The sequence below is a fragment of the Streptomyces sp. NPDC031225 genome, from assembly GCF_055570355.1.
In genome coordinates, this window is the sequence record NZ_JBVIHJ010000002.1 from 283,947 (window position 1) to 302,882 (window position 18,936).

Here is an 18,936-nt window from a genome sequence, read left to right on the forward strand (position 1 = left end):
ACCACCCCGCCGCAGCGGGATGCGGGCAAGATCTACTTGTACCGGTAGACGATCCGGCCACGCGTGAGGTCGTACGGAGACAGCTCCACCACGACCCGGTCATCAGGGAGGATACGGATGTAGTGCATACGCATCTTGCCGCTGATGTGCGCCAGGACCTGGTGGCCGTTCTGGAGCTCAACCTTGAACATTGCGTTCGGAAGAGACTCGACGACAGTGCCCTCGATCTCGATGGCACCTTGCTTCTTGGCCACGCTTCGCCCTTCGAATCGACTACCTTGATCGACTCACTTGCTTCCCCCTCAGGGGCGCATGCAGGCATGCGGGTGCACGAGAGCCGACGAGTCAGTCTACGTCAGGGCACCCGGAAAGACGAATCGAGGAAGGATGCCCCGCAGCGTAGATCGTTAAGCCAGCGGGTCGGGTGCGGCCGTGACGCCGTGCTCGGCCAGCTTCGCCCTGCCGCCGTCCGGAGCCGTCAGGACCAGCGGGCCCTCGTCGGTCAGCGCCACCGAGTGCTCCCAGTGCGACGACCACGTTCCGTCCGTCGTGATGACGGTCCAGTCGTCGGAGAGGACCTCCGTGCGCGGCGTGCCCAGGGACACCATCGGCTCGATCGCCAGACAGAACCCGGTGACCAGCTTCGGGCCCTTTCCCCGGCGCCGGTCCACGTAGTTCAGCAGGTGCGGGTCCATGTGCATCTCGGTGCCGATGCCGTGGCCGCCGTAGTCCTCGATGATCCCGTAGCGGCCGCCGCCGGGCTTCGGCTGGCGGCGGATGTAGGTCTCGATGGCCCGGGAGACGTCCACGAGCCGGTTGCCCTGCTTCATCGCGGCGATGCCGGCCCACATGGACTCCTCGGTCACCCGGGAGAGCTCGATCAGCTCCGGAGCGTGGCCCGAACCCACGAAGGCGGTGTAGGCGGCGTCGCCGTGCCAGCCGTCGATGATCGCGCCGCAGTCGATGGAGATGACGTCGCCGTCCTTGAGGACGACATCGTCGGACGGGATGCCGTGGACGACCACCTCGTTCACGGAGGTGCAGATCGTCGCCGGGAAACCGCCGTACCCCAGGAAGTTCGGCTTCGCGTCGTGCTCCGCGAGCACCTTGCGCGCGACCTGGTCGAGATCCCTGGTCGTGGCCCCGGGCACCGCGGCCTCACGCGTCGCCGCGTGGATGGCGGCGACGACCAGCCCCGCCTCGCGCATCTTGGCGATCTGCTCGGGGGTCTTGATCTGCACCATGCGGCGGGAGCCTTTCTGGAACCGGGGAAACCTGCAGGGGATGGGCGCCCTCAACGATACGTGCACCCACACAGCAGCCGCGGTCCCCTGGAAAGGGGACCGCGGCTGTCGTACTCGGCAAAACCGCTACGCGGCGTCGCCTTCGCGCTTGAGCGCCTCCATGGCGCGGCCGGTGACGTCCTCCACCTTGCCGAGCGCCGAGATCGTGACCACCAGGCCCTGAGCCTTGTAGTAGTCGATGATCGGCTCGGTCTGCGTGTGGTAGACCTCCAGCCGCGTGCGGACCGTCTCCTCGGAGTCGTCGTCGCGCTGGTACAGCTCGCCGCCGCACACGTCACAGACGCCGTCCTGCTTCGGAGCCTTGTACGACACGTGGAAGACGTGCGCCGAGTCGTTGCGGCAGATCCGGCGGCCGGCGATGCGCTTGACGACCTCCTCCTCGGGTACCTCGAGGTCCAGCACCGCGTCCAGCTTCATGCCCTCGGTCTGCAGCATCTCGTCGAGCGACTCGGCCTGCGAGACGTTGCGCGGGAAGCCGTCCAGCAGGAAGCCGTTCACCGCGTCGGGCTGCTCCATGCGGTCCTTGGCCATCCCGATGGTGACCTCGTCCGGAACCAGGTTGCCCGCGTCCATGTAGGACTTCGCGAGCTTGCCGAGGTCCGTCTGCCGGCTGATGTTGGCGCGGAACAGGTCGCCCGTGGAGATGTGCGGGATCGACAGGTTCATGGCGAGGAACGCGGCCTGCGTTCCCTTGCCGGCACCCGGCGGCCCGACGAGGACGATACGCATCAGCGGAGGAACCCTTCGTAATTGCGCTGCTGGAGCTGGCTCTCGATCTGCTTCACCGTCTCAAGACCCACACCCACGATGATCAGGATGCTGGTCCCGCCGAACGGGAAGTTACCGGTTGCCCCGAACCCGACCAACGCCATCGTTGGTACAAGAGCGATCAGCCCCAGATACAGCGAACCCGGCCAGGTGATCCGGTTGAGTACGTAACTCAGGTACTCAGCGGTCGGTCGGCCAGCCCGGATGCCCGGGATGAAGCCACCATACTTCTTCATGTTGTCGGCTACTTCTTCGGGGTTGAAGGAGATGGCGACATAGAAGAAGGCGAAGAAAACGATCAGCAAGAAGTAGCTGACCAGGTAGATCGGGTGATCGCCCTTGGTCAGGTTCGTCTCGATCCACGTCTTCCAGCTGGAGGTCCCGCCGGAGAACTGCGCCACCAGTGCCGGGATGTAGAGCAGCGACGAGGCGAAGATGACCGGGATCACGCCGGCCTGGTTGACCTTCAGCGGGATGTACGTCGACGTACCGCCGTAGGAACGACGGCCGATCATGCGCTTCGCGTACTGCACCGGAATGCGGCGCTGGGCCTGCTCGACGAAGACCACCAGGCCGACCATGACCAGGCCGACGGCGATGACGGTGCCGAACTCGATCCAGCCGTCGGCGAGGGTGCCCTGCTTCTTGATGGCCCACAGCGCGGACGGGAAGGTGGCGGCGATCGAGATGAACATCAGGATCGACATGCCGTTGCCGATGCCGCGGTCGGTGATGAGCTCACCGAGCCACATGACGACGGCCGTACCGGCGGTCATCGTGATGACCATGACGATGGTGGTGAAGATCGCGCGGTCCGGGACGATCTGGCTGGCGACCGAGCAGGTGCCGAAGAGGGCGCCGCTGCGCGCGGTGGCCACCAGACCTGTGCCCTGGAGGATGGCGAGGGCCACCGTCAGGTAGCGGGTGTACTGCGTGATCTTCGCCGTACCGGCCTGGCCCTCCTTCTTGAGGGCTTCGAGACGCGGGATGACCACGGTCAGCAGCTGCAGGATGATGCTCGCGGTGATGTACGGCATGATGCCGAGCGCGAAGATCGTGATCTGCAACAGCGCGCCACCGCTGAACATGTTGACCAGGCCGAAGAGGCCCTGGTTGCCGGAGGCCTCGGTCACACACTGCTGGACAGCCGTGTAGTTGACACCCGGGATCGGGACATGGGTACCCACGCGGTACACCACGATGATGCCGAGCGTGAAGAGCAGTTTCTTGCGCAGGTCGGGTGTCCTGAACGCCCGGGCGAACGCGGTGAGCACGGTGCCTCCTGCGACCCCCGCGCTACTGCGTCAAGGGTGACGGTCTTGAGGTTCGACGAATGATGGTGGGTACAGAAAAGGACAGTGCAGGCTACCTTACCGGCGACACAGCTCCCCGTGGAACGACCAACCGGGGATACCCCTTTTATGGGGTATCCCCGGTCGGGATCGCTCAAGTCATCGAGACGCCTGTGGTGTTCAGACGAGCTCGGTGACGGTACCGCCGGCGGCGGTGATCTTCTCCTTGGCGGAACCGGAGACGGCGTCCACCGTCACCTGCAGCGCCACGGAGATCTCGCCCTGGCCGAGGACCTTGACAAGGCTGTTCTTGCGAACGGCACCCTTGGCGACGAGACCCTCGACGGTGACCTCGCCACCCTCCGGGTACAGCGCGCCCAGCTTGTCGAGGTTCACGACCTGGAACTCGGTCTTGAACGGGTTACGGAAACCCTTCAGCTTCGGGAGACGCATGTGGAGGGGCATCTGGCCACCCTCGAAGCGCTCCGGAACCTGGTAACGGGCCTTCGTGCCCTTGGTACCACGACCGGCCGTCTTACCCTTCGACGCCTCACCACGACCCACTCGGGTCTTGGCGGTCTTGGCGCCCGGGGCGGGACGGAGGTTGTGGATCTTGAGCGGGTTGTTCTCCGCCATGATCAGTCGACCTCCTCAACCGTCACGAGGTGGCGGACGGTGTGCACCATTCCGCGGAACTCGGGGCGGTCCTCCTTGACGACCACGGTGTTGATCCCCTTGAGACCAAGGGACCGCAGGGTGTCACGGTGGTTCTGCTTGCTGCCGATGTACGACTTCGTCTGCGTGACCTTGAGGCGAGCCATTACGCACCCGCCCCGGCACGTGCACGCAGCAGAGCCGCGGGGGCGACGTCCTCGAGCGGCAGACCGCGGCGGGCCGCGACCTCCTCGGGACGCTGCAGGCCCTTCAGAGCCGTCACGGTCGCGTGCACGATGTTGATCGCGTTCGACGAGCCGAGCGACTTCGACAGGATGTCGTGGATACCGGCGCACTCGAGCACGGCACGCACCGGGCCACCGGCGATGACGCCGGTACCGGGGGACGCGGGCTTGAGCAGAACGACGCCGGCAGCCTTCTCACCCGTGATCGGGTGCGGGATGGTGCCCTGGATACGGGGGACCTTGAAGAAGTGCTTCTTGGCCTCTTCAACACCCTTGGCGATCGCGGCCGGCACCTCCTTGGCCTTGCCGTAGCCGACACCGACGGTGCCATCGCCATCGCCCACTACGACGAGCGCAGTGAAGCTGAAGCGACGACCACCCTTCACAACCTTGGCGACGCGGTTGATCGCGACAACGCGCTCAACGTACGCGGTCTTCTCGGCGGCAGCAGCGCCGCCGTCACGGCCCTTCCGGTCCCGCCGCTCGCCGCCACCGGCACCGCTTCCACGGCGCTGGGGTCCAGCCATTGGATTACCTCTCTCTTTCCGCTAGCTACGGAAGCGACTCAGAACTTGAGTCCGGCTTCGCGGGCGGCGTCCGCCAGGGCGGCGATGCGCCCGGCGTACTGGTTGCCACCACGGTCGAATACGACAGCCTCGACGCCGGCGGCCTTGGCGCGCTCGGCGACCAGGGCGCCGACCGACTTGGCCTGCGCGGACTTGTCGCCCTCGTTGCCGCGGATCGTGGTGTCCAGGGTCGACGCCGACGCCAGGGTGTGACCCTTGATGTCGTCGATGACCTGGGCCACGATGTGGCGGTTGGAGCGCGTCACGACGAGACGCGGACGCTCAGCCGTACCCGAGATGTGCTTACGGATCCGGATGTGGCGACGCTTGATCGCGGCACGCTTGTAAGCGTCGCCCTTGAGGATCTTCTGTCCGTATGCCATGGCTTACTTACCCGCCTTTCCGACCTTGCGGCGGATGACTTCGCCCTCGTACTTGACACCCTTGGCCTTGTACGGGTCGGGCTTGCGCAGCTTGCGGATGTTGGCCGCAACCTCGCCAACCTTCTGCTTGTCGATGCCCTCGACCGAGAAGCGGGTCGGGTTCTCGACCTTGAACGAGATGCCCTCGGGCGCCTCGACCGTGATCGAGTGGCTGTAGCCGAGCGCGAACTCGAGGTTCGAACCCTTCGCCGCCACGCGGTAACCGACACCGCTGATCTCGAGCTTCTTCACGTAACCCTCGGTCACGCCGGTGATCATGTTCGCCACCAGCGTGCGGGACAGGCCGTGCAGGGCCTTGTTCTGACGCTCGTCGTTGGGGCGGGTGACGTTGAGAACGCCGTCCTCACCCTTGGCGATGTCGATCGGCGCAGCGACGGTGTGGCTCAGGGTCCCCTTGGGGCCCTTGACCGAGACCGTACGGCCGTCGATGGTGACGTCCACGCCGGCGGGAACCGTGATGGGGAGCTTGCCAATACGCGACATAGCTGTTTCCTCCGTTCCCTTCTACCAGACGTAGGCGAGGACTTCTCCGCCTACGCCCTTCTTGCCGGCCTGCTGTCCAGTGAGGAGCCCGTGCGACGTGGAGATGATCGCCACGCCCAGGCCGCCCAGCACCTTCGGCAGGTTGGTGGACTTCGCGTACACCCGGAGACCGGGCTTGGAGATCCGCTTGATGCCCGCGATGGAGCGCTCACGGTTCGGGCCGAACTTCAGCTCGAGGACGAGGTTCTTGCCGACCTCGGCGTCCTCGATCTTCCAGCCCGTGATGAAGCCCTCCTGCTGGAGGATCTCCGCGATGTGAGACTTGATCTTGGACGCCGGCATCGTCACTGAGTCGTGGTATGCCGAGTTCGCGTTCCGCAGACGCGTAAGCATGTCTGCGATCGGATCAGTCATGGTCATGAATTGGCCTTCGGCCTCTCTCGCCGGGGTTTCCAGGTGCCCATCCCTCTCCTCGATCCGAGACGAGGCGGGTGCGGTGCGGTGGACCTACGGCGTAGTAAGTCGTATGGGCGTCAGGGCGCCCAACCCTCCTAGCCTAAGCCATGGAGGGTGGGCCCCTGACCAATCCCTTTACTTACCGAGAGCTTCGGGAGTCCCTAAAAGACAGGACTACCAGGAGCTCTTGGTCACGCCCGGCAGCTCGCCACGGTGAGCCATCTCACGAAGGCAGACGCGGCACAGGCCGAACTTGCGGTACACGGAGTGCGGACGGCCGCAGCGCTGGCAGCGCGTGTAGCCACGTACGCCGAACTTGGGCTTGCGAGCAGCCTTGGCAATCAGAGCCTTCTTCGCCATCTCGCTCACGCCTCCTTGAAGGGGAAGCCGAGGTGACGAAGGAGGGCGCGGCCCTCAGCGTCGTTGGTCGCCGTGGTGACCACGGTGATGTCCATACCCCGGGTACGGTCGATCTTGTCCTGGTCGATCTCGTGGAACATGACCTGCTCCGTGAGACCGAAGGTGTAGTTGCCACGGCCGTCGAACTGCTTGGGGGACAGACCGCGGAAGTCGCGGATGCGCGGCAGCGCGAGCGACAGGGTGCGGTCCAGGAACTCCCACATGCGGTCGCCACGGAGCGTGACGTGGGCACCGATCGGCTGACCCTCACGCAGCTTGAACTGCGCGATGGACTTGCGGGCCTTGGTGACGGCCGGCTTCTGACCGGTGATCGTGGTGAGGTCGCGGATGGCGCCCTCGATCAGCTTGGAGTCGCGGGCGGCGTCGCCCACACCCATGTTGACCACGATCTTGACGAGGCCGGGGATCTGCATGACGTTCTCGTAGGAGAACTCGTCACGCAGCTTGCCCGCGATCTCCTCGCGGTACTTCGTCTTGAGACGCGGAGTCGTGGTGGTAGTCATCAGATGTCCTCACCCGTCCGCTTGGCAACGCGGATCTTGTTGCCCTCGTCGTCGAAGCGGTAACCGACACGCGTGACAACCTTGTTGCCGTCCTTCTCAACGACCAGCTGGACGTTGGAGACGTGGACGGGCGCCTCGGTCGTGACGATGCCGCCGGCCTGCGAACCGCTGGCGGTCGGGCCGGCCTTGGTGTGCTTCTTGACCCGGTTGACACCCTCGACCAGGACACGGTCCTCACGGGGGAAGGCCGCGATGACCTTGCCCTGCTTGCCCTTGTCCTTACCGGTGATGACCTGGACCAGGTCGCCCTTCTTGATCTTCATGCTTACAGCACCTCCGGCGCGAGCGAGATGATCTTCATGAACTTCTTCTCGCGCAGCTCCCGGCCCACCGGGCCGAAGATACGGGTGCCACGAGGGTCGCCGTCGTTCTTGAGAATGACAGCGGCGTTCTCGTCGAAGCGGATGTACGAGCCGTCCGGACGGCGGCGCTCCTTGACGGTGCGAACGATGACCGCCTTGATGACGTCACCCTTCTTCACGTTGCCGCCGGGGATCGCGTCCTTGACGGTGGCGACGATGACGTCACCGATGCCCGCGTAGCGGCGACCGGAGCCACCGAGCACACGGATGCAAAGGATTTCCTTCGCACCAGTGTTGTCGGCGACACGCAGTCGCGACTCCTGCTGGATCACGTCTATCTCCTGTTTGTCTGCCGGTTCCCCGGGAGCCGCTCAGCGGAGCGGCTCCCGGAGCCTGGCGGAACTGTCCTGCGAGGAATGCCCCGCAGGAGGATTTACTTGGCCTTCTCGAGGATCTCGACGACGCGCCACCGCTTGGTCGCCGACAGCGGGCGGGTCTCCGCGAGGAGGACCCGGTCGCCGACGCCGGCAGCGTTCTGCTCGTCGTGCGCCTTGAGCTTGTTGGTACGGCGGATGACCTTGCCGTACAGCGCGTGCTTGACGCGGTCCTCGACGGCGACGACGACGGTCTTGTCCATCTTGTCGCTGACGACGAGACCCTCACGGGTCTTGCGGAAGCCGCGGGCCTCTGCAGTCTGCTCAGTCACGTTGCTCTCACTCATCAGGCGCTCTCCACCGTCTCGATGCCCAGCTCGCGCTCACGCATCAGGGTGTAGATCCGCGCGATGTCCTTACGGACGGCCTTCAGCCGACCGTGGTTCTCGAGCTGACCCGTCGCCGCCTGGAAGCGGAGGTTGAACAGCTCTTCCTTGGCTTCGCGGAGCTTGTTGAGAAGCTCCTCGTCACCCAGTTCGCGCAGCTCGGACGCCTTGGTACCGGCCGACATCACGCTTCACCTGCCTCGCGCTTGACGATCCGGCACTTCATCGGCAGCTTGTGGGCTGCGCGAGTCAGGGCCTCACGGGCGATCTTCTCGTTGGGGTAGGACAGTTCGAACATGACCCGACCCGGGTGCACGTTCGCGATCCACCACTCGGGCGAACCCTTACCGGAACCCATGCGGGTCTCGGCGGGCTTCTTCGTGAGGGGGCGGTCCGGGTAGATGTTGATCCAGACCTTGCCGCCACGCTTGATGTGGCGGGTCATCGCGATACGAGCCGCCTCGATCTGGCGGTTGGTCACGTACGCCGGCGTGAGGGCCTGAATGCCGTACTCGCCGAACGCGACCGTCGTACCACCCTTGGCCTGACCGCGGCGCTTGGGGTGGTGCTGCTTGCGGTGCTTGACCCTACGGGGGATCAGCATGTCCCTCAGGCCTCCGTTCCGGTGCTCTCAGCCGGAGCGGCAGCCGCCGGAGCCTCGGCCTTGGGGGCCTCGGCGGCGGGAGCCTGCTGCGGCTTACGACCGCGACCGCCACGCTCGCCACCACGGCCACCACGGGCCGGGCGGTCGGCGCCGGCGCCGCCACCACGGGCCGGGCGGTTGCCGGCACGGGCTGCGGCGTTCTCGGCGCGGACCTCAGCGATGTTCTTGACGTCGCCCTTGTAGATCCAGACCTTCACGCCGATGCGGCCGAAGGTCGTCTTGGCCTCGAAGAAGCCGTAGTCCACGTTCGCGCGGAGCGTGTGCAGGGGCACGCGGCCCTCGCGGTAGAACTCCGAGCGGGACATCTCGGCGCCACCGAGGCGGCCACCGCACTGGATCTTGATGCCCTTCGCGCCGGCCTTCATCGTGCCCTGCATGCTCTTGCGCATGGCACGACGGAAGGAGACGCGGGAGGAGAGCTGCTCGGCAACGGCCTGGGCAACCAGCTGAGCATCCGTCTCGGGGCTCTTGACCTCGAGGATGTTCAGCTGGACCTGCTTGCCCGTGAGCTTCTCGAGGTCACCGCGGATGCGGTCGGCCTCGGCGCCACGGCGGCCGATGACGATGCCCGGACGGGCCGTGTGGATGTCCACACGGACGCGGTCACGGGTGCGCTCGATCTCCACCTTCGAGATACCGGCGCGCTCCATGCCGGACGTCATCATCCGACGGATGGCGACGTCTTCCTTGACGTAGTCCTTGTACAGCTTGTCGGCGTACCAACGGGACTTGAAGTCCGTGGTGATGCCGAGCCGGAACCCGTGCGGGTTTACCTTCTGGCCCATTACCGGGTTCCTTCCTTGCTGCTGACGACCACGGTGATGTGGCTGGTCCGCTTGCGGATCCGGTAGGCACGGCCCTGGGCACGCGGACGGAACCGCTTCAGGGTCGGGCCCTCGTCGACGTACGCCTCGGAGATGACGAGGCTGTCGGCGTCGGTGTGGTCGTAGTTGTGCGCGGCGTTGGCGATGGCGCTGTCGAGCACCTTGCCGACGGGCACTGAGGCTGCCTGCGGAGCGAATCGCAGAACAGCCTGAGCCTCCGTGGCATCCATGCCACGGATAAGGTCCACCACGCGGCGGGCCTTCATGGGCGTAACGCGGATGTACCGCGCCTGGGCCCTGGCTTCCATGGTTGTCCCTCTCAGTTACTTACGTGTCTGAATGCGATCCGCGGTTAGCGGCGCTTCGACTTCCGGTCGTCCTTGACGTGACCCCGGAAGGTGCGCGTCGGCGAGAACTCGCCGAGCTTGTGGCCGACCATCGACTCGGTGACGAACACCGGGATGTGGGTCTTGCCGTTGTGCACCGCGAGCGTGTGGCCGAGCATGGCCGGCACGATCATGGAGCGACGGGACCAGGTCTTGATGACGTTCTTGGTGCCTGCTTCGTTCTGGGCGTCCACCTTCTTGATCAGGTGGTCGTCGACGAAGGGCCCCTTCTTGAGACTGCGCGGCATCTAAACCCGCTCCTAGCGCTTCTTGTTCGTCTTGCGGCGGCGGACGATGTACTTGTTCGAAGCCTTCTTCGGCGAACGAGTACGACCCTCCTTCTGACCCCACGGCGAGACCGGGTGACGTCCACCGGAGGTCTTGCCTTCACCACCACCGTGCGGGTGGTCAACCGGGTTCATCGCCACACCGCGAACGGTCGGACGGACGCCAAGCCAGCGCTTGCGGCCGGCCTTGCCCCAGTTGATGTTGCTCTGCTCGGCGTTGCCGACCTCGCCGACCGTGGCGCGGCAGCGCTGGTCGACCAGGCGGATCTCACCGGAGGGCATACGAAGGTGGGCCATCGTGCCCTCCTTCGCCAGCAGCTGTACCGAGGCGCCTGCGGAGCGGGCGAACTTGGCGCCGCCACCGGGACGGATCTCGATCGCGTGGATCGTGGTACCGACCGGGATGTTGCGGATCGCCAGGTTGTTGCCCGGCTTGATGTCGGCCCCGGGACCGTTCTCGACGCGGTCACCCTGCTGCAGGTTGCGCGGGGCGAGGATGTAGCGCTTCTCGCCGTCCGCGTAGTGCAGCAGCGCGATGCGCGCGGTGCGGTTGGGGTCGTACTCGATGTGCGCGACCTTCGCCGGCACGCCGTCCTTGTCGTGACGACGGAAGTCGATCACGCGGTAGGCGCGCTTGTGTCCGCCACCCTGGTGGCGAACGGTCACACGACCGGCGTTGTTACGGCCGCCCTTGCTGTGCAGCGGGCGGACCAGCGACTTCTCCGGCGTGGACCGCGTGACCTCGACGAAGTCGGCGACGCTCGAGCCACGACGGCCCGGCGTAGTCGGCTTGTACTTGCGGATTCCCATTTCTCAGTCCTCGTCCGATATCGGACGATCCGACCCGCTTACGCGGTCGGACCGCCGAAGATGTCGATACGGTCGCCCTCGGCAAGGGTCACGATCGCGCGCTTGCTGTCGGCACGCTTGCCGAAGCCCGTCTTCGTCCGCTTGCGCTTGCCCTGGCGGTTGATCGTGTTGACGCCGGTGACCTTGACCGAGAAGACCGCCTGGACGGCCTGCTTGATCTGGGTCTTGTTGGCGCCGGGGGCCACGACGAACGTGTACTTGCCCTCGTCGAGAAGCGCGTAGCTCTTCTCGGACACGACCGGCTTGAGCAGGACGTCACGGTGGTCCGTGAACGACTTGCTGGCCGGCGTGACGACGGTGTTCTTGCCCTCGGTGGCGTGACGCTTCGCCTTGGCGACGCGCGCTACCTTCTTGGCCTTGGCGGCCTTCGAGGCGATGCTCGGGTGACGCGTAGCCATCAGGCTTCGCTCCCTTCGGTGTCAGCGGCCTTGGGGCCAGACACGAAGGACTCGAAAGCGGCCTGGGTGAAGACCACGTCGTCCGAGACGAGAACGTCGTACGTGTTCAGCTGGCCCGGCTCCAGGATGTGGACCTGGGGCAGGTTGCGTGCGGACAGCCACGCGGCCTCGTCGGCGCGGTCGATCACGAGCAGCAGGTTCTTGCGCTCGCTGATCTTGCCGAAGAGCGTCTTGGCGGCCTTCGTCGAAGGCGACTCGCCCTCGATGACGCCGGAGACGACGTGGATGCGGTTGTTGCGGGCCCGGTCGGTGAGGGCGTGGCGCAGGGCCGCGGCCTTCATCTTCTTCGGGGTCCGCTGCGAGTAGTCACGCGGCGTGGGGCCGTGAACGACACCACCGCCCGCGAACTGCGGCGCACGGGTCGAACCCTGACGGGCGCGGCCGGTGCCCTTCTGGCGGTAGGGCTTCTTGCCGCCACCACGGACCTCGCCACGACGCTTGACCTTGTGCGTGCCCTGACGGGCGGCGGCCAGCTGCGCGACGACGACCTGGTGAAGCAGCGGGATGCTGATCTTCTCGACGTCGAAGATCTCGGCCGGGAGCTCAACAGTCCCGGCGGTGTCGCCGGAGGGCGACAGAATGTCAATGGTGCTCATAGTCCTCAGGCCCCCTTGGCCGCGGTGCGGACCAGGACGAGGCCGCCGTTCGGACCAGGAACCGCGCCCTTGATGAGGAGCAGGCCCTTCTCCGCGTCAACGGCGTGAACGGTCAGGTTCTGGGTGGTGACCCGCTCGTTGCCCATGCGACCCGCCATGCGGAGGCCCTTGAACACACGGCCCGGGGTGGCGCAGCCACCGATGGAGCCGGGAGAGCGGTGCTTGCGCTGGGTGCCGTGACCGGCGCCGAGGCCCTTGAAGTTGTGACGCTTCATGACACCGGCGAAGCCCTTGCCCTTGCTCTTGCCGGTCACGTCCACCTTGACGCCGGCCTCGAAGACCTCCGCGGAGATCTCCTGGCCCAGCGTGTACTCGGAGGCGTCCGCGGTGCGGATCTCGACGAGGTGGCGGCGGGGCGTGACGTCGGCCTTGGCGAAGTGACCCTTGAGGGGCTTGTTCACCTTGCGAGGGTCGATCTCGCCGAAGGCGATCTGGACCGACTCGTAGCCGTCGACATCGTTCGTACGCACCTGGGTCACGACGTTGGGGCTGGCCTTGACGACGGTGACCGGAACAACACGGTTGTTCTCGTCCCACACCTGCGTCATGCCGAGCTTCTCGCCCAGGATGCCCTTGATCTGCTTAGCCATTCTCAGATCACCGGCCTTCAGAGCTTGATCTCGATGTCGACACCGGCCGGGAGGTCGAGTCGCATCAGAGAGTCAACGGTCTTGGGCGTCGGGTCGAGGATGTCGATCAGGCGCTTGTGCGTGCGCATCTCGAAGTGCTCGCGCGAGTCCTTGTACTTGTGCGGCGACTTGATGACGCAGTACACGTTCTTCTCAGTGGGCAGCGGCACCGGGCCCGCGACCGACGCACCAGTGCGAGTCACCGTCTCGACGATCTTCTTCGCCGAAGAGTCGATGACCTCGTGGTCGTAGGCCTTGAGCCGGATGCGGATCTTCTGTCCCGCCATGGCTACTCCGTAGTCCTGTCTATTTACCGCTCTGGAACCCGGTGTTCCTTTGACTTCCGCCGACCCACGCGGTCGGGTGTGTCGCACTCTCACCGACACAGATGTCCCTTGTTCGAACACCCTTGTCTGGGAAAGAGGTTCACCGGGCGCCTGGCCAGTGCCGCACTCCGCTTCCCGAAAGATTCCCGTACGTCCGCCCCAGCGCTGCCTTACGGCAGTTAGGGCGACGAGTACTGTGGGACTCGCTTCCGGTCCTCCCGGCGGGAGGCGCACAGCATCAACACTCGACCGAGCAACCCCGCTAGTCTGCCATACGGGGCACGGGCCTGGCCAATCGAGCCGGAGACAATACCCCGGGAGTGACGCAGGTCAAACACAAGGCCGACGCGGCAGGCGATGGCCGCCTCGCCACCGGACGTGGATACCGCAGCCCGGATACGCGACGGACCTGCCCGGTACCGCTCCGGGCTCCCGGGTGAACCACCCCGGACGACCGCCGGTCAGACTCAGCGGGACGCTTCGGACCCGGGGGCGTAGCGGACCCGCTTGATCTCGCGCACCGTGCCCAGTGTGGCCCACTCGTCCTTGCCGAGCCGTGCCAGCGGCCGCAGCAGGGCGCTGTCCGGATGCCCGTCGACGAGCATCTCCCGGTGGACGGCGGCGTGCAGCACGCGGCCGAGGACGAGGGTGGAGTCACCGATCCGCAGAGTGCTGTGCAACGCGCACTCCAGCACCGCCGGTGCTCCCGCGACCCTGGGCGGCCTGACCGACAGGCTCGGCTCCCGTCGGATGCCGAGGGCCTCGAACTCGCTGATCCCGCGAGGGAAGTCCGTGGCCGTGGCGTTGATCGTCTCGAAGTCCTTCTCGCAGGCCAGGTTGACGACGAACTCGCCGGTCTCCTCGACGTTGCGCAACGTGTCCTTGAGTCCCACCGAGGTGAACTGCACGATGGGCGGCTCCACGGACGCGACGGTGAAGAAGGAGTGCGGCGCCAGGTTGTCGACCCCGTCACGTCCGATCGTGGAGACCCAGGCGATCGGCCGGGGCACGACCAGGGCGGTGAGGAGGCCGTAGAACTCCCGGCCGGTCATCTGCTCCGGGGCGAACGACTCGCGCGGCCCGCTGCCGTTCTCGGATCGGCCAGGCATGGAAGTCTCCAGGATCAGTGCCAGCTGACGGGGCTGCGGTAGGGGGCGACGCGCTCCGGGCGGCGCCAGCCGGCCCGAGGATACCGGCCGCCGCGCGCGAGACGGGTCCGGGCCGTACGACGGGCCGCGGCCGCGCGGGCCAGGAGCACGGCGGTGAGTGCGGCGAGCTCGTCGTCGGTGAGCTCGCCCTTGACGATCTGGACCATCGGCGTGGTGGCGGGGGTCATCGCTGCCTTCCTCGGTACCGGGTGGCTACTGGGGCGGGTTGCCGTGTTTGCGGGCGGGGAGGTCGGCGTGCTTGGTGCCGAGCATCCGCAGGGACCGGATGAGTACCTCGCGGGTGGCGGCCGGGTCGATGACGTCGTCGACCAGGCCGCGTTCGGCCGCGTAGTAGGGGTGCATCAGCTCGTCCTTGTAGTGCTGCACCATCTCGACGCGCTTGGCCTCGGGGTCGTCGGCGGCGGCGATGTCCCGTCGGAAGATCACGTTGGCGGCGCCCTCCGCGCCCATCACCGCGATCTCGTTGGTCGGCCACGCGAAGGCCAGGTCCGCGCCGACCGAGCGGGAGTCCATCACGATGTAGGCGCCGCCGTACGCCTTGCGCAGCACCAGTGAGATCCGCGGCACCGTCGCGTTGCAGTACGCGTACAGCAGTTTGGCGCCGTGGCGGATGATGCCGCCGTGCTCCTGGTCCACGCCCGGCAGGAAGCCCGGCACGTCCAGGAGCGTCACGAGCGGGATGTTGAACGCGTCGCACAGCTGCACGAACCGCGCGGCCTTCTCCGACGCGTGGATGTCGAGCACCCCGGCCAGGGACTGCGGCTGGTTGGCGACGATGCCCACGACCTGCCCGTCCATCCGGGTCAGCGCGCAGATCACGTTGGTGGCCCAGCGCTCGTGGATCTCCATGAACTGGCCGTCGTCGGCCAGCTCCTCGATCACCTTGCGCATGTCGTACGGGCGGTTGCCGTCCGCCGGCACCAGGTCGAGCAGCGCCTCGCAGCGGCGGTCGGCCGGGTCCTCGGACAGCTCCTGCGGCGGGGTCTCCCGGTTGTTCTGCGGCAGCATGGACAGGAGGAACCGGACCTCCTCCAGGCACGCGCGCTCGTCGTCGTAGGCGAAGTGCGCCACGCCCGAGACCTCGGCGTGCACGTCCGCGCCGCCGAGCCCGTTCTGGGAGATCTGCTCACCGGTGACGGCCTTGACCACGTCCGGTCCCGTGATGAACATCTGCGAGGTCTCGCGGACCATGAAGACGAAGTCCGTGAGGGCGGGGCTGTAGGCGGCGCCGCCGGCGCACGGGCCGAGCATCACCGAGATCTGCGGGATGACACCGGAGGCCTTGGTGTTGCGCTGGAAGATGCCGCCGTAGCCGGCCAGTGCCGTGACGCCCTCCTGGATGCGGGCGCCCGCGCCGTCGTTCAGCGACACCAGGGGCGCGCCCACCGCGAGGGCCATGTCCATGATTTTGTGGATCTTCGTGGCGTGGGCCTCGCCCAGCGCGCCGCCGAAGATGCGGAAGTCATGGGCGTAGACGAAGACCGTGCGGCCCTCCACCGTGCCCCAGCCGGTGATGACACCGTCGGTGTACGGCTTCCTGGCCTCCAGGCCGAACCCGGTGGCCCGGTGCCGGCGCAGGGGCTCCACCTCGTTGAAGGAGCCCTCGTCCAGCAGCAGTTCGATCCGCTCGCGTGCGGTCAGTTTCCCCTTCGCGTGCTGTGCCCGGGTCGCCGCCTCACTCGGCCCCGCCAGCACCTTTCTTCGCAGTTCGCCGAGTTCTGCCGCTCTCGCTCCGGTTCCGCGAACGGTGGTCGGTCCGTCGAGCAGGGAAGTCATGACACTCCGTATCTACGGGGACGGTGGGAAAGAGCGGCGGCCGGCCGGGCCCTGCTGGAGACGGGGGCTCCCAGGGCCCGGCCGGCGCTCGCGGGCCGCGCCGCGGGGGATGTCGGCACGACCCGGGTCTGTGCTCCCGCGCCGGTCAGGCGGACTTGCGCTCGCCAGGGAAGCCGCCGAGCTCGTCGTTCGCGCTGGTGTAGAGGTTCTCGGCCATCAGCACGTCGCGCTGGAGGTGCCACAGCCGCGGCGACGGCTCGACGCCGAGTTCCCGTCGCAACGACGTACGCACTCTGCTGTACGCGGCGAGCGCCTGGTCCCGTCTGCCGGAGCGGTGCAGGGCGAGGATGTACTGGGCGTGGAGATGTTCGTGAAGCGGATGCTGAGCCGTGAGTGCGCTCAGTTCACTCACGACGCTGCGATGTCGGCCCAGACGCAGCTCCGCCTCGATGCGTCCCTCCGTAGCACCGATGCGCAGCTCCTCCAGGCGAGCCGCCTCGATGGCGAGGAGCGGGCCGGGTGACACGTCGGTGAACGGGCCGCCGCGCCACAGACCCTCCGCCCTGCGGTACGCGTCGACCGCGCTCTGGAAGTCCCGGGCGGCGACGAGCCGGTGACCGGTCTGCACGTGCTCCCCGAAGACGTCGGCGTCCAGTCCGCCGTCGGCGAGCCTGATCTGGTAGCCCCCGTCATGGGTGACAAGGACCTGCTTTCCGTCCACGCCGGCGCCGCTGATGCGCTTGCGCAGGGCGAGCACGTAGGTCTGAAGTGCTGTCACCGCGCTTTTGGGCGGGGTCTCCTCCCAGATCTCCTCGATGAGCTGGTCGTTGGAGACCATCCCCCCGGACAGCGCGAGCAGAGCCAGGACTCTGCGCTGTTTGAGAGCGGTCGGTTCCACGGAGCACTCGCCTATTCGTGCGCTCAGCGTGCCAAGTATGTTGACGTGCAACATCCTTCTCCCCCGGTCCGGTGCGAACGATCACGTCACTATTGTCATGCTCCTGATTTTTTCCGCAGGGCGGTTTTGCCGGTTGCGTGCCGAGGCGACGGCGCCGACGGCACGCAACCGGTCAGCCGGCTAGGCCGGCTGCCTGTTCCGTCCGATGAAGGCGATGGACAGCAGCAGCCCGAGCAGGAGCACCGCTGTGGCGATGATCAGCGCGGTGCGGCTGCCGTCCGTGGGGTCGCCGGCCGCGTGCAGCACCGAGCCGAGCACCGAGACCCCGATGACGGCACCGGTCTGGCGAGCGGAGTTCAGCACGCCGGACGCGATGCCGACCTGCTCCTTCGGTGTGGCCGAGACGGTCGCCGTGACCAGGGAGGGAATCGCGAAGGACACACCGAACCCGAAGGCCAGCAGGCCGATCCCGATCAGCAGGGTGTGGGTGGTTCCCGTCCCCGTGACGCCGCCGATGAGAACGGCCGCGCCGACCGTCAGGAGCGCGAAGCCCAGGACGGACGGCTTCCGCGGTCCGGACCGTGCGACCAGCCGGCCCGTGTAGACGGGGTTGAACGCCGTCGGCAGGGTGAGCGGCAGGAAGGCGCAGCCGGCCAGCAGGGCGGAGAGGCCACGGGCCTGCTGGAAGTACAGGGACATGACGAACAGCAGCCCGGAGAGGCCGAAGTTGACGAGCAGGCCGTTGAGCACGCTGGCCGAGAACGTGGCGTTGCGGAAGAGCATCAGCGGGAGCATCGGGCCGCGCGGCCCGGCCGGCCGGCGCTCCACGACCAGGAAGACCGCCCCGGCCACCACCGCCACGGCGAGCGCCCCCAGCACGGGCTTCGAGCCCCAGCCGAGGTTCTCGCTCTGGATCACGGCGAACGTGAGTCCGCCGAGCGCGAGCACCGCACTGATCTGGCCGGGCAGGTCCACGCCACGGCCGGTGTTCCGCTTGGTCTCGGGCGCGTGGGCACGGGCGACGAGCACGCTGACCAGCGCCACGGGCACGTTGATGGCGAAGATGCTGCGCCAGCCGAGGGCGTCGGTGAGGACGCCGCCGAGGACCGGGCCGGTGGCCAGCGCGGCACCGGTGATGGCCGCCCAGGAGCCGAGTGCGCGGGCGCGCTGAGCCGGGTCGGTGAAGGTGGTGGCGATGACGGCCATGGAGGAGGGCAGCAGCGCGGCTCCCGCGACACCGAGCAGGGCGCGCATGGTGATCAGCACGCCGAGGTTCGGCGCGAAGACCGTGATCAGCGACGCGAGGAGGAAGGCCCAGGTGCCGACGATGAAGACCCGGCGCCCGCCGAAGCGGTCGGACAGGGCTCCCATGGTGAGCAGCAGGGCGGCGAAGGTCAGGGTGTAGCCGTTGACCACCCACTGGAGCCCGGACAGTCCGCCGCCGATGTCGCTGCGGATGGCGGGCAGGGCGACGTTCACCACACTGGTGTCGAGGAGAACCATGAAGTAGCCGAGCGAGAGGCCGATGAGCAGCAGCCGTCGGCGTCCGGGATCCTCGGCGAGCGCCTCGCTGGAGACACCGGAGGCCTGCGTAGTTGGCGCAGACATGACACACCTTTCATGAAGCGGCAACGGCCGGGGGGAAGAGTGGCGGCCGTAAAAGAGGTCGGAACCAAAGCTTGACAAGAGCGGAAGTCGATCGGAAACGGGAGCTTCCGATGGCATCATCGGGAGAGC

General features: G+C 66.9%; 30 protein-coding genes. All 30 read right to left on the reverse strand.

All coding sequences use genetic code 11. From position 1 onward, the window contains the following. Positions 1-32: 32 nt before the first annotated feature. Positions 33-254, reverse strand: coding sequence for a translation initiation factor IF-1 (gene infA / locus ACZ48Z_RS04115; protein WP_003948620.1), 222 nt, complete (start codon positions 252-254; stop codon positions 33-35). Positions 255-407: 153 nt separating this feature from the next. Beyond that, positions 408-1,244, reverse strand: a complete 837-nt coding sequence (gene map / locus ACZ48Z_RS04120; protein ID WP_468734224.1) for a type I methionyl aminopeptidase — start codon at positions 1,242-1,244, stop codon at positions 408-410. Positions 1,245-1,370: 126 nt separating this feature from the next. After that, on the reverse strand, positions 1,371-2,033 hold the full coding sequence (locus ACZ48Z_RS04125) for an adenylate kinase (RefSeq protein WP_468734225.1): 663 nt from the start codon (positions 2,031-2,033) through the stop codon (positions 1,371-1,373). Further along, positions 2,033-3,346, reverse strand: a complete 1,314-nt coding sequence (gene secY / locus ACZ48Z_RS04130; protein ID WP_468734226.1) for a preprotein translocase subunit SecY — start codon at positions 3,344-3,346, stop codon at positions 2,033-2,035. Before secY ends, ACZ48Z_RS04125 begins: the two co-directional genes overlap by 1 nt. A 198-nt stretch (positions 3,347-3,544) precedes the next feature. Continuing rightward, a complete protein-coding gene (gene rplO, locus ACZ48Z_RS04135; RefSeq protein WP_189190330.1) occupies positions 3,545-4,000 on the reverse strand; it encodes a 50S ribosomal protein L15 in 456 nt (151 codons plus the stop codon). Positions 4,001-4,002: 2 nt separating this feature from the next. Further along, positions 4,003-4,185 carry a 50S ribosomal protein L30 gene (gene rpmD, locus ACZ48Z_RS04140; protein WP_006376032.1) on the reverse strand — a complete coding sequence of 61 codons (183 nt, stop codon included), beginning with the start codon at positions 4,183-4,185 and terminating at the stop codon, positions 4,003-4,005. Further along, positions 4,185-4,790, reverse strand: a complete 606-nt coding sequence (gene rpsE, locus ACZ48Z_RS04145; RefSeq protein ID WP_371669683.1) for a 30S ribosomal protein S5 — start codon at positions 4,788-4,790, stop codon at positions 4,185-4,187. Before rpsE ends, rpmD begins: the two co-directional genes overlap by 1 nt. Before the next feature lie 38 nt (positions 4,791-4,828). Next, positions 4,829-5,212 carry a 50S ribosomal protein L18 gene (gene rplR / locus ACZ48Z_RS04150; RefSeq protein WP_057607911.1) on the reverse strand — a complete coding sequence of 128 codons (384 nt, stop codon included), beginning with the start codon at positions 5,210-5,212 and terminating at the stop codon, positions 4,829-4,831. Between the two features lie 3 nt (positions 5,213-5,215). Further along, positions 5,216-5,755, reverse strand: coding sequence for a 50S ribosomal protein L6 (rplF, locus tag ACZ48Z_RS04155; RefSeq protein WP_468734227.1), 540 nt, complete (start codon positions 5,753-5,755; stop codon positions 5,216-5,218). A 21-nt stretch (positions 5,756-5,776) separates the two neighbouring features. Further along, positions 5,777-6,175 carry a 30S ribosomal protein S8 gene (gene rpsH, locus ACZ48Z_RS04160; RefSeq protein ID WP_468734228.1) on the reverse strand — a complete coding sequence of 133 codons (399 nt, stop codon included), beginning with the start codon at positions 6,173-6,175 and terminating at the stop codon, positions 5,777-5,779. 210 nt (positions 6,176-6,385) lie between these two features. After that, on the reverse strand, positions 6,386-6,571 hold the full coding sequence (locus ACZ48Z_RS04165) for a type Z 30S ribosomal protein S14 (RefSeq protein WP_003948630.1): 186 nt from the start codon (positions 6,569-6,571) through the stop codon (positions 6,386-6,388). A gap of 5 nt (positions 6,572-6,576) precedes the next feature. Next, positions 6,577-7,134: a 50S ribosomal protein L5 gene (gene rplE, locus ACZ48Z_RS04170; RefSeq protein WP_369030559.1), complete on the reverse strand. Its 558-nt coding sequence runs from the start codon at positions 7,132-7,134 to the stop codon at positions 6,577-6,579. Next, positions 7,134-7,457 (reverse strand): 50S ribosomal protein L24, encoded by a 324-nt coding sequence (rplX, locus tag ACZ48Z_RS04175; protein WP_127832083.1) that lies wholly within the window; start codon positions 7,455-7,457, stop codon positions 7,134-7,136. Before rplX ends, rplE begins: the two co-directional genes overlap by 1 nt. Positions 7,458-7,459: 2 nt before the next feature. Beyond that, positions 7,460-7,828: a 50S ribosomal protein L14 gene (gene rplN, locus ACZ48Z_RS04180; protein ID WP_003992364.1), complete on the reverse strand. Its 369-nt coding sequence runs from the start codon at positions 7,826-7,828 to the stop codon at positions 7,460-7,462. A 101-nt stretch (positions 7,829-7,929) separates the two neighbouring features. Continuing rightward, entirely contained in the window at positions 7,930-8,217 is a 288-nt protein-coding gene (gene rpsQ / locus ACZ48Z_RS04185) for a 30S ribosomal protein S17 (RefSeq protein WP_007384073.1), read from the reverse strand. Continuing rightward, on the reverse strand, positions 8,217-8,441 hold the full coding sequence (gene rpmC, locus ACZ48Z_RS04190) for a 50S ribosomal protein L29 (RefSeq protein ID WP_005481220.1): 225 nt from the start codon (positions 8,439-8,441) through the stop codon (positions 8,217-8,219). Before rpmC ends, rpsQ begins: the two co-directional genes overlap by 1 nt. After that, on the reverse strand, positions 8,441-8,860 hold the full coding sequence (rplP, locus tag ACZ48Z_RS04195) for a 50S ribosomal protein L16 (protein WP_004927269.1): 420 nt from the start codon (positions 8,858-8,860) through the stop codon (positions 8,441-8,443). Before rplP ends, rpmC begins: the two co-directional genes overlap by 1 nt. Before the next feature lie 5 nt (positions 8,861-8,865). Continuing rightward, a complete protein-coding gene (gene rpsC, locus ACZ48Z_RS04200; protein WP_468734229.1) occupies positions 8,866-9,705 on the reverse strand; it encodes a 30S ribosomal protein S3 in 840 nt (279 codons plus the stop codon). Further along, positions 9,705-10,052, reverse strand: coding sequence for a 50S ribosomal protein L22 (gene rplV / locus ACZ48Z_RS04205; protein ID WP_030619142.1), 348 nt, complete (start codon positions 10,050-10,052; stop codon positions 9,705-9,707). Before rplV ends, rpsC begins: the two co-directional genes overlap by 1 nt. Before the next feature lie 44 nt (positions 10,053-10,096). Further along, a complete protein-coding gene (gene rpsS, locus ACZ48Z_RS04210; RefSeq protein WP_003992359.1) occupies positions 10,097-10,378 on the reverse strand; it encodes a 30S ribosomal protein S19 in 282 nt (93 codons plus the stop codon). Between the two features lie 12 nt (positions 10,379-10,390). After that, positions 10,391-11,227, reverse strand: coding sequence for a 50S ribosomal protein L2 (gene rplB, locus ACZ48Z_RS04215; RefSeq protein WP_057584677.1), 837 nt, complete (start codon positions 11,225-11,227; stop codon positions 10,391-10,393). Positions 11,228-11,265: 38 nt separating this feature from the next. Then, complete coding sequence (gene rplW / locus ACZ48Z_RS04220; RefSeq protein WP_328749695.1) at positions 11,266-11,685, reverse strand: 50S ribosomal protein L23; 420 nt, start codon at positions 11,683-11,685, stop codon at positions 11,266-11,268. Beyond that, on the reverse strand, positions 11,685-12,341 hold the full coding sequence (rplD, locus tag ACZ48Z_RS04225; RefSeq protein WP_057607914.1) for a 50S ribosomal protein L4: 657 nt from the start codon (positions 12,339-12,341) through the stop codon (positions 11,685-11,687). The genes rplW and rplD overlap by 1 nt, the downstream gene beginning before the upstream one ends. A gap of 5 nt (positions 12,342-12,346) precedes the next feature. Further along, a complete protein-coding gene (gene rplC / locus ACZ48Z_RS04230; RefSeq protein ID WP_020118531.1) occupies positions 12,347-12,991 on the reverse strand; it encodes a 50S ribosomal protein L3 in 645 nt (214 codons plus the stop codon). Positions 12,992-13,008: 17 nt separating this feature from the next. Continuing rightward, positions 13,009-13,317, reverse strand: a complete 309-nt coding sequence (rpsJ, locus tag ACZ48Z_RS04235; protein ID WP_003948644.1) for a 30S ribosomal protein S10 — start codon at positions 13,315-13,317, stop codon at positions 13,009-13,011. A 506-nt stretch (positions 13,318-13,823) separates the two neighbouring features. Then, entirely contained in the window at positions 13,824-14,465 is a 642-nt protein-coding gene (locus ACZ48Z_RS04240; protein WP_468734230.1) for a flavin reductase family protein, read from the reverse strand. A gap of 14 nt (positions 14,466-14,479) precedes the next feature. After that, on the reverse strand, positions 14,480-14,692 hold the full coding sequence (locus ACZ48Z_RS04245; protein WP_468734231.1) for an acyl-CoA carboxylase epsilon subunit: 213 nt from the start codon (positions 14,690-14,692) through the stop codon (positions 14,480-14,482). Between the two features lie 25 nt (positions 14,693-14,717). Beyond that, entirely contained in the window at positions 14,718-16,301 is a 1,584-nt protein-coding gene (locus ACZ48Z_RS04250; RefSeq protein ID WP_468734232.1) for an acyl-CoA carboxylase subunit beta, read from the reverse strand. 145 nt (positions 16,302-16,446) lie between these two features. Next, positions 16,447-17,199, reverse strand: a complete 753-nt coding sequence (locus ACZ48Z_RS04255) for an AfsR/SARP family transcriptional regulator (RefSeq protein ID WP_468734233.1) — start codon at positions 17,197-17,199, stop codon at positions 16,447-16,449. Positions 17,200-17,379: 180 nt separating this feature from the next. Further along, positions 17,380-18,807, reverse strand: coding sequence for an MFS transporter (locus ACZ48Z_RS04260; RefSeq protein WP_468734234.1), 1,428 nt, complete (start codon positions 18,805-18,807; stop codon positions 17,380-17,382). Positions 18,808-18,936: the final 129 nt, after the last annotated feature.

What these genes read in the sequence shown, in the direction of transcription:
- map (WP_468734224.1), bottom strand. Translation starts at nt 1,244, where the DNA reads ATGGTGCAGATCAAGACCCCCGAGCAGATCGCCAAGATGCGCGAGGCG.
- ACZ48Z_RS04125 (WP_468734225.1), bottom strand. Translation starts at nt 2,033, where the DNA reads ATGCGTATCGTCCTCGTCGGGCCGCCGGGTGCCGGCAAGGGAACGCAG.
- rplO (WP_189190330.1), bottom strand. Translation starts at nt 4,000, where the DNA reads ATGGCGGAGAACAACCCGCTCAAGATCCACAACCTCCGTCCCGCCCCG.
- rpmD (WP_006376032.1), bottom strand. Translation starts at nt 4,185, where the DNA reads ATGGCTCGCCTCAAGGTCACGCAGACGAAGTCGTACATCGGCAGCAAG.
- rpsE (WP_371669683.1), bottom strand. Translation starts at nt 4,790, where the DNA reads ATGGCTGGACCCCAGCGCCGTGGAAGCGGTGCCGGTGGCGGCGAGCGG.
- rplR (WP_057607911.1), bottom strand. Translation starts at nt 5,212, where the DNA reads ATGGCATACGGACAGAAGATCCTCAAGGGCGACGCTTACAAGCGTGCC.
- rplF (WP_468734227.1), bottom strand. Translation starts at nt 5,755, where the DNA reads ATGTCGCGTATTGGCAAGCTCCCCATCACGGTTCCCGCCGGCGTGGAC.
- rpsH (WP_468734228.1), bottom strand. Translation starts at nt 6,175, where the DNA reads ATGACCATGACTGATCCGATCGCAGACATGCTTACGCGTCTGCGGAAC.
- ACZ48Z_RS04165 (WP_003948630.1), bottom strand. Translation starts at nt 6,571, where the DNA reads ATGGCGAAGAAGGCTCTGATTGCCAAGGCTGCTCGCAAGCCCAAGTTC.
- rplE (WP_369030559.1), bottom strand. Translation starts at nt 7,134, where the DNA reads ATGACTACCACCACGACTCCGCGTCTCAAGACGAAGTACCGCGAGGAG.
- rplX (WP_127832083.1), bottom strand. Translation starts at nt 7,457, where the DNA reads ATGAAGATCAAGAAGGGCGACCTGGTCCAGGTCATCACCGGTAAGGAC.
- rpsQ (WP_007384073.1), bottom strand. Translation starts at nt 8,217, where the DNA reads ATGAGTGAGAGCAACGTGACTGAGCAGACTGCAGAGGCCCGCGGCTTC.
- rpmC (WP_005481220.1), bottom strand. Translation starts at nt 8,441, where the DNA reads ATGTCGGCCGGTACCAAGGCGTCCGAGCTGCGCGAACTGGGTGACGAG.
- rplP (WP_004927269.1), bottom strand. Translation starts at nt 8,860, where the DNA reads ATGCTGATCCCCCGTAGGGTCAAGCACCGCAAGCAGCACCACCCCAAG.
- rpsC (WP_468734229.1), bottom strand. Translation starts at nt 9,705, where the DNA reads ATGGGCCAGAAGGTAAACCCGCACGGGTTCCGGCTCGGCATCACCACG.
- rplV (WP_030619142.1), bottom strand. Translation starts at nt 10,052, where the DNA reads ATGGAAGCCAGGGCCCAGGCGCGGTACATCCGCGTTACGCCCATGAAG.
- rpsS (WP_003992359.1), bottom strand. Translation starts at nt 10,378, where the DNA reads ATGCCGCGCAGTCTCAAGAAGGGGCCCTTCGTCGACGACCACCTGATC.
- rplB (WP_057584677.1), bottom strand. Translation starts at nt 11,227, where the DNA reads ATGGGAATCCGCAAGTACAAGCCGACTACGCCGGGCCGTCGTGGCTCG.
- rplW (WP_328749695.1), bottom strand. Translation starts at nt 11,685, where the DNA reads ATGGCTACGCGTCACCCGAGCATCGCCTCGAAGGCCGCCAAGGCCAAG.
- rplD (WP_057607914.1), bottom strand. Translation starts at nt 12,341, where the DNA reads ATGAGCACCATTGACATTCTGTCGCCCTCCGGCGACACCGCCGGGACT.
- rplC (WP_020118531.1), bottom strand. Translation starts at nt 12,991, where the DNA reads ATGGCTAAGCAGATCAAGGGCATCCTGGGCGAGAAGCTCGGCATGACG.
- rpsJ (WP_003948644.1), bottom strand. Translation starts at nt 13,317, where the DNA reads ATGGCGGGACAGAAGATCCGCATCCGGCTCAAGGCCTACGACCACGAG.
- ACZ48Z_RS04240 (WP_468734230.1), bottom strand. Translation starts at nt 14,465, where the DNA reads ATGCCTGGCCGATCCGAGAACGGCAGCGGGCCGCGCGAGTCGTTCGCC.
- ACZ48Z_RS04245 (WP_468734231.1), bottom strand. Translation starts at nt 14,692, where the DNA reads ATGACCCCCGCCACCACGCCGATGGTCCAGATCGTCAAGGGCGAGCTC.
- ACZ48Z_RS04250 (WP_468734232.1), bottom strand. Translation starts at nt 16,301, where the DNA reads ATGACTTCCCTGCTCGACGGACCGACCACCGTTCGCGGAACCGGAGCG.
- ACZ48Z_RS04260 (WP_468734234.1), bottom strand. Translation starts at nt 18,807, where the DNA reads ATGTCTGCGCCAACTACGCAGGCCTCCGGTGTCTCCAGCGAGGCGCTC.